The sequence below is a fragment of the Alteromonas sp. G5_S2_22_S1 genome, assembly GCF_054968525.1.
Genome location: NZ_JBQKUJ010000006.1, coordinates 226876 through 233960 on the forward strand (window position 1 = coordinate 226876; position 7085 = coordinate 233960).

Consider the following 7085-nt stretch of genomic DNA (forward strand, 5'->3'; position numbering starts at 1 on the left):
GGATAAACCATACATTGTTGTGGTTTATGAGGTGGTTTAATTGAGTTGACCAGTCCAGTTAAGGATATAATTGAACCTTAGCTGGAGAAAGTAAATGGCCGGAAGAAAGCGGTATACGAAAGAATTTAAACTGGATGCTGTGAGCCTGGTGCTAGACCAAGGTCACACGCGCTCTGAAGTCGCAAAAATGTTGGATGTGAGTCAGCAAATCATTGGCCGCTGGGTCAAAGAGTTTCAACAAGATGATGACGGCCATGCGTTCAGAGGAAACGGTAAACTGACGCCAGAGCAGGCAGAAATCAGAAAGCTGAAAGCACAGGTGAAACAGCTTGAAATGGACAAACGCATCCTAAAGGAAGCATCTGTATTCTTCGCCAAAGAAATGAAGTGAAATACGCGTTTATCGCCGAGCGAAAGAATACCTATCCTGTTGATCGGTTGTGCCGGTTACTAGGCGTAAAGCGCAATGGGTTTTATAGATATATGAAAACTCAACATCAACCTACAACGGATGATGACAAGCGAAAAGAAATAGTAGAATGGATGCACAAGATTGCCAAAGCCAGTGAGCATAGTTATGGCAGTCGACGGATGCAAAAAGCACTGAATTGTTTGGGCTATCCTATTGGTAGGCGTCTTACACGCCGACTGATGAAAGAAGCAGGCGTGCAAGTTCGCTACAAGAAAAAATATAAGGTCACGACAAACAGCAACCACACGTTACCAATATTTGACAATGTGCTCGACAGACAATTTGATGTTGATGCACCCAATCTAGCTTATGTGCAGGATATTACTTATATCTGGACACAAGAAGGCTGGTTATATTTGGCCGTTGTTATTGATCTTTACTCAAGGAAAGTCGTTGGCTGGAGTATGGGTTCAAGAATGAAAGCTAAATTAGTATGTGATGCGCTAACGATGGCGATATGGCAGCGGAATCCAAAAGCCGGATTGGTTGTCCATTCAGATCGCGGCAGCCAATATGCGAGTGCAGACTATCGGCGCTTGCTTAAAGGACACCAATTTGTTGGCAGTATGAGTCGAAAAGGTGATTGTTGGGATAATAGTGTTGTTGAGAGTTTCTTCGGTAGCTTGAAGCAAGAACTGGTGCATTGGAAGCAATACCAAACTCGTTATGAAGCACAGCAAGATATGCTGCGATACATCACAACATTTTATAATCCTGAACGGTTGCATTCGTATCTAGATTACAGAAGTCCAAATCAATATGAGGCGGACATGAAGAAATTGAAAAAAGTAGCTTAACTGGGTTGGTCAATTTTGGTTGACCACGTCATTAATATTGTTGTAACAACGGTAACTTTACTTATTTAATAGAAGAAAAAACAAAATCAATTAGCGATGTTTAAACTGGTATTCATTGATGGTCACTTTAATTAGATATAAAGTAAGTAAACAAAAAGTCAGTAAGGTAATTGATAACGTGTCTAAACGAACCATAAGTATGTTGGCTAAAGAACTGAGTGTAAATGTCGAAACAATTCGCTTTTATGAACGCAAAGGCTTAATTAAACAACCACCAAAGCCTATGCAGGGCTATAGACATTACCCGAAAGAAACGGTAAATAGAATACATTTTATCAAGCGTTCTCAAGAATTAGGTTTTACGCTAAATGAGATTGAAGGGTTACTTGCGTTAAACGATAGTCCATGTAGTAAAGTACAAGAATTAGCTAATAAAAAACTGATCGCAGTACAAAAAAAGATGGCTGACTTGTTGTTGTTAGAACACGCTTTGGAAGAACATTTAGGACAATGCCAAAATAATGATGACGATAGCCACTGCCCAATAATTGATTCGTTGCAACCGAAGTAAATGATTCACTTAACTACCATTTCCCACTAAAACAGCATATCCAATTTTACTTCTGCGCCTTAATTCAAGTTAGCTTATTCCCCGTATCTGTCGTAGCAGATTATCAAAGATAAATTTTTTATAAATCACCCTTGACTCCGTACTTAGGTACATGCAATACACTTGCATTATCACTTAATGAGGTATCTATATGAATCAAAAAAAATCAAACCTTCCAATGATAGGAGGCATCATAGCAGCATTAGGCGCAGGCGTATGCTGTGTAGGTCCTTTGCTCCTGTTATTACTTGGGGTAAGTGGCTCATGGATTGGTAATTTAACTGCATTTGAACCCTATAGGCCATTATTTATCGCATTTGTAGTGTTGTTGTTTGGCTACTCAGGTTGGAAAATTTACCGTCCTGTAGAAGAGTGTGAGCCGGGAACGGCCTGTGCAATTCCTAAGAAACAGCAACAACGAAAAGTCATTTTCTGGCTGAGCGCTATAGTTGCGACAATTTTAGTGACCAGTAATTATTGGATACTTTTGTTTGCTTAATATACAGATCAAGAAATTTATAACATTTTAAAATTTGGAGCTAATTATGAAAAAATTATTATTAACCGCACTGCTTTCACTTTCTAGTTTTGGTGCTTTTGCTGAAGTAAAAACAGTTACACTGGAAGTGCCAACGATGAACTGTGCGACATGTCCAATCACAGTTAAAAAGTCATTAGAAAATGTTGATGGCGTTGAAAATGCGAAAGTTACCTACAAGCCTAAGCGTAACCGTTCACCAAGGCCCTATTGACAGGCAGCTTTGAAGTCGTCGAGCAGAGGATAGGACGTTTTGTTCAGCGTCGCTTCGAGAATGGCGCGGAGCCAATTCAGTGGATTCAGCTTTTGTTTCCGGCAGGTTTCGACGATGGTGAGTATACGTTGTCTGAACAGTTCCCCTCGGTGAGACCACACACCATAGCTGCCTTTTCGCCACAGCACATAGCTTCGCAATGAACGCTCGGCTTCATTGTTAGTGAGAGGGACGCCATCGTGACTGAGGAATACCCAGCACATGTCATCGTGTTTTAGCAGTAGCTTACACCGGTTCTGATAGCGGGGAGTCACACAGCGTCTTGATGCCAGTTCAAGTTGCTCTCGCCAGGCGATGCGTAGTTTTTCCATCCGGTCCAGGTATCGCTTTTCACTTAGTGCGTTACTCTCATACCGGTGTTGCAGCCGGAACAGTATGCGAATGAGCCTGACTAACGTCGTTCCATAAGTCTTGTTCGTACCCCAGCTTTCCGCCAGCGCATTCATGTTTCTTAAGATATGCGCCCAGCACAATTGACGGTGGTCTGAATCGATGTAGTGATAACCGGCATACTGGTCAGTAACAACAATGTTTTCCGGATTATCGCCGAGTAGTTTCTTTGCCGCCCAGGCGCCACGTGAGAAGTGCGTCATAAAGCATGATAATTCTGCTGTGCATACCTGCCACATCCAGCGGTTTTCGTTACCACGCTGATGACGGGTTTCATCGCAGTGTACCACCGCCTCAGTGCGCATCATCTCTTTGATATCCTGATACGCTGGCGTCAGTACTGAACTAACCCGGCCCTGCGCTTCAGAGATAGCACCGCGACTGAACGATAAGCCGAAGTTCTGTTCGAGCTGTTGCTGGATTTTACTGATACTCTGGTGAAACTGACCGGACTGCATTGCCACATATGCCAGCAGGTTATTGCCCATCTGTCCCTGATTCACGTTGTCAGGTAGCGTTGCTTTTACCGTTTTGCTGCACTGACAACACTGACCCTGATGTAACTGATGTTCAACCACAGAGAAAGCCTGAGAAGGAATATCAAAAACCTGATGGCGGCGATACGGTGAATCACTGATAGTAATAGTACCACCGCAAGCACAAGTATCGTCGGGATAATAGGTGCGCGTCTCATCAACGGTATCGGCCAGCATCCGCTTACTGCCTTTATGGCCGGATTGCGCACCGCGCTTACGGCCTGTCGGCTTTTTAGCTGGCGCAGAAGAGGACGCCCCCGGCCCATTAGACGATGGCGGGCGCGATGAATTACGACTGTTTTGATTCAGTCGGTCTTCGAGGTCATTTAGCCTGTCCCAGAGTGTACTAATGAGCTCATTGGCATCATCGAGATTAGTAGCGACAGGTGGCTTTGTGGGCTGCTTTTTACGTGGCATGAAACCACTCTGACAGACTGGCGGGATCAATCAATAGGATCCCCACGATCATTGAAAATAAATATTACTAACTGTCAATAGGGCCCTGGTGAACGGTTACGCCTAAGCTAGCTGTTGTTTCTTTTGATGACACTAAAACCAACATCAATGCATTAATTGCAGCGACTACCAACGCTGGCTACCCTTCAAATTTAAAAAGTGAAAATAAGTAATGTTTAGCCCCTTAGAACTAGTTACGCGTATCGGAGATAAAGCAGGCTCTATAGGTGCACTTGTTTCGGCAATGGGATGCGCCATGTGTTTTCCCGCGATAGCTAGTCTTGGTGCGGCAATTGGGATGGGATTTCTTAGTCAGTGGGAAGGGGTATTTATCAATACGTTGTTACCACTGTTTGCAGTATTAGCGCTGGCAATGAATATCTTAGGCTGGTTTAGCCATCGTCAATGGTACCGTAGTTTTATCGGTTCAATTGGCCCCATTTTGGTTTTACTCTCTTTATACCCTTGGTTCCAGTACGGGTGGAGTTCATACGTTACTTATACGGGGCTAGGACTAATGGTTGCTGTATCAATTTGGGACATGGTTTCTCCTGCGAATAAACGCTGTGATGATGAAACTTGTACCGCTTAACTTTTTTAGAGGAATAAAATATGTCAACGAATAGTTGTTGCTCGTCAAATGACATCCAGCCAGAACAATTACATGTAGCCATTATTGGTAGTGGTTCAGGGGCCTTTGCCAGTGCGATTAAAGCAGCAGAAGGCGGAGCAAGAGTTACTATCATTGAAGGAGCCGATGTAATCGGAGGTTGCTGTGTAAATGTCGGCTGTGTTCCTTCAAAAATATTGATCCGTGCTGCGCAATTAGCGCATCAGCAACGTACTAACCCGTTTGATGGTTTAGAAAATATTCAGCCACAACTTAGCCGCTCCTTATTAGCACATCAGCAAAACGCTCGCGTCGAAGAACTACGCGATGCTAAATATCAACGTATTTTAGAGAGTAATCCCGCGCTATCTTTACTTAAAGGTTATGCACGTTTTAAAAATCAAAATACCTTGCTAGTTCACAAGTCTGATGGTAGTGAAGAAGAGCTGGTTGCAGATCGCATTTTAATTGCAACAGGCTCTACACCAAGCATTCCGCCAATTAAGGGTTTAGTTGATACACCTTATTGGACATCAACAGAAGCCTTATTTGCAGAAGAGTTACCGAGTAGTCTAGTTGTCATCGGCTCCTCCGTTGTTGCTCTGGAAATTGCGCAAGCTTATGCCCGTTTAGGTAGCCGTGTGACAATTCTAGCCAGACATACCCTTTTATATGCTGAAGATCCGTTATTAGGTGAAAAACTGGCAGAGTGCTTTGAAAAAGAAGGTATTAGGGTACTTAATAATACGCAAGCAAGTCATGTTTCTTATGATAGCAATGGTTTTTCATTGGAAACTAACGAAGGAACATTAATCGCTGAAAAATTGCTTATCTCTACGGGTCGCCATGCAAATACTGGAAAGCTTGGTTTAGAAAATGTTGGTGTTGAAACAGATAAAAGTGGTGCCATTGTTGTTAATAGTATGATGGAAACATCAACAGCTAACATTTATGCCGCTGGAGATTGCTCCAATATGCCACAATTTGTTTATGTTGCTGCTGCTGCCGGAAGTAGGGCTGGAATTAATATGACAGGTGGAAATGCGCAACTCGACTTATCTACCATGCCTGCTGTTATATTCACCGACCCACAAGTTGCTACGGTAGGTCTAACCGAAGTACAAGCTTCAGCGGTAGGAATAAATACGATAAGTCGTGTACTTGATATGGAAAACGTACCAAGAGCTTTAGCAAATTTTGAAACGGATGGTTTTATCAAGTTGGTAGCTGAAGAATCCACGGGAAAACTGATAGGCGCACAAATTTTAGCCCATGAAGGCGGAGAACTGATTCAAAGTGCGGCTCTTGCTATTCATAATAAAATGACAGTCGAAGAATTGGCAGGTCAACTATTTCCGTATTTGACGATGGTTGAAGGATTGAAGTTATGCGCTCAAACCTTTAGCAAAGACGTTAAAGAGCTATCTTGCTGCGCAGGGTAATCATTTAACGGTAATGTACTTACAGAAATGTTAATGGAGTGCCAATTGATTGAATGTAATCAAGATATCTTAAGGCATTCCATTAACAACACAAATTGGAAGCATGCTAAATCATGATTAAATCTAAGGTTGAAAACATTCCTGTTGGTGAAGTCAGTTTTTTGACAGAGATACCTGACATCAATAAGTTCATTAGTAGTGATGATGATGCGTTGGATTTTCCTTTGAGTATTTCTCAACTGGCACTAGCTGCACAAACATCTGTCCATACGGTAAGAAATTATGTTCTTGAGAACTTAGTACACTGCGAAGAAAAAACTAAGTCAGGCCATTCACTTTACGGCTTATGTGCATTAAAGAGATTAAAGTTCATTCGAGCAGCAAGGGCGGCAGGTCTTCTTGTAGTTGATATCAAGCCATTACTAATGGCAATAGATGCAGGAGAAAGAAAAGTTCCTGAAGACATCCAAAAGCTGCTACTTACTAAAATCGAGCATAGAAAAGTATTTTTAAATCTAGTAACAAACCAAATTGAAGAGTTTTGCAATTAGAACAATTATAGAACAGTTCATGGCTCGACTAAAAACTTGTTAGCTTATCTGTTTTCTATCAATGTTAGCTTGTATATATCAAGCATATAGAATATCAACACCTCCAATTTTTAATGGCACTTTGATGCGCAGTACCTTTTGAATTAGAAATACAAACAGATGGCATTCTTTAACTTATTGATTCTACATCACTAAGTAAACCAGCTAAGTCGATTTCTTTGCGGTCTTTATTAAAGGCATATTCCCCATTTAGATTAATGTGTTGCCAAGCAACAGGTGAAAGCCGAGAAATAACATCAACCACATCTTGCCTACCGTTCCTCTCTTGGATTTGTAAAAATGCCGATAGTAACGCGGAATTATAATAAATAATGCAATTTGAAATGAGTCGAGCACAATCGTTCCATTG

General features: G+C 41.9%; 8 protein-coding genes and 2 pseudogenes. 8 read left to right on the forward strand and 2 right to left on the reverse strand.

Going from position 1 to position 7085, the window contains the following annotated elements; translation table 11 throughout:
* The first annotated feature begins 94 nt into the window (after positions 1-94).
* The 4 genes and pseudogenes from ACTRWF_RS09220 to ACTRWF_RS09235 all read left to right on the forward strand — a co-directional run.
* A protein-coding gene (locus ACTRWF_RS09220) for an IS3 family transposase (protein WP_085929716.1) occupies positions 95-1269 on the forward strand; the annotation gives its coding sequence in 2 pieces (ribosomal slippage) (positions 95-365 and positions 365-1269; 1176 coding nt in all).
* 199 nt (positions 1270-1468) lie between these two features.
* Entirely contained in the window at positions 1469-1840 is a 372-nt protein-coding gene (gene merR, locus ACTRWF_RS09225) for an Hg(II)-responsive transcriptional regulator (protein ID WP_033011277.1), read from the forward strand.
* A gap of 190 nt (positions 1841-2030) precedes the next feature.
* On the forward strand, positions 2031-2378 hold the full coding sequence (locus ACTRWF_RS09230) for a mercuric transporter MerT family protein (protein WP_012517597.1): 348 nt from the start codon (positions 2031-2033) through the stop codon (positions 2376-2378).
* Between the two features lie 46 nt (positions 2379-2424).
* A pseudogene (locus ACTRWF_RS09235) lies at positions 2425-2604 on the forward strand (cation transporter); the annotation flags it as partial.
* A gap of 20 nt (positions 2605-2624) precedes the next feature.
* Here the strand turns inward: ACTRWF_RS09235 and ACTRWF_RS09240 are convergent.
* Positions 2625-4034 (reverse strand): IS66-like element ISAma4 family transposase, encoded by a 1410-nt coding sequence (locus ACTRWF_RS09240; protein ID WP_012518755.1) that lies wholly within the window; start codon positions 4032-4034, stop codon positions 2625-2627.
* Positions 4035-4126: 92 nt separating this feature from the next.
* Between ACTRWF_RS09240 and ACTRWF_RS09245 the strand changes: the two are divergent.
* From ACTRWF_RS09245 to ACTRWF_RS09260, 4 genes and pseudogenes are all read left to right on the forward strand, one after another.
* Positions 4127-4246, forward strand: a pseudogene (locus ACTRWF_RS09245) (mercury resistance system periplasmic binding protein MerP); the annotation flags it as partial.
* The gene (gene merC / locus ACTRWF_RS09250; RefSeq protein WP_012517596.1) at positions 4246-4665 is read left to right on the forward strand and encodes an organomercurial transporter MerC; all 420 of its coding nucleotides are present in this window, start codon (positions 4246-4248) and stop codon (positions 4663-4665) included. The pseudogene ACTRWF_RS09245 and the gene merC, both read left to right, overlap by 1 nt.
* A gap of 20 nt (positions 4666-4685) precedes the next feature.
* Positions 4686-6125 carry a mercury(II) reductase gene (merA, locus tag ACTRWF_RS09255; protein ID WP_008467329.1) on the forward strand — a complete coding sequence of 480 codons (1440 nt, stop codon included), beginning with the start codon at positions 4686-4688 and terminating at the stop codon, positions 6123-6125.
* 113 nt (positions 6126-6238) lie between these two features.
* Positions 6239-6676, forward strand: coding sequence for a MerR family transcriptional regulator (locus ACTRWF_RS09260; RefSeq protein ID WP_008110853.1), 438 nt, complete (start codon positions 6239-6241; stop codon positions 6674-6676).
* Between the two features lie 169 nt (positions 6677-6845).
* On the opposite strand, the gene ACTRWF_RS09265 is transcribed toward ACTRWF_RS09260, so the two are convergent.
* A partial coding sequence (locus tag ACTRWF_RS09265; RefSeq protein WP_272688434.1) for a Tn3 family transposase occupies positions 6846-7085 on the reverse strand: 240 nt, incomplete at its 5' end.

Excerpts from the sequence above, each read along its gene's own strand:
- merR (WP_033011277.1), top strand. The coding sequence starts at position 1,469 with ATGTTGGCTAAAGAACTGAGTGTAAATGTCGAAACAATTCGCTTTTAT.
- ACTRWF_RS09230 (WP_012517597.1), top strand. The coding sequence starts at position 2,031 with ATGAATCAAAAAAAATCAAACCTTCCAATGATAGGAGGCATCATAGCA.
- ACTRWF_RS09240 (WP_012518755.1), bottom strand. The coding sequence starts at position 4,034 with ATGCCACGTAAAAAGCAGCCCACAAAGCCACCTGTCGCTACTAATCTC.
- merC (WP_012517596.1), top strand. The coding sequence starts at position 4,246 with ATGTTTAGCCCCTTAGAACTAGTTACGCGTATCGGAGATAAAGCAGGC.
- merA (WP_008467329.1), top strand. The coding sequence starts at position 4,686 with ATGTCAACGAATAGTTGTTGCTCGTCAAATGACATCCAGCCAGAACAA.
- ACTRWF_RS09260 (WP_008110853.1), top strand. The coding sequence starts at position 6,239 with ATGATTAAATCTAAGGTTGAAAACATTCCTGTTGGTGAAGTCAGTTTT.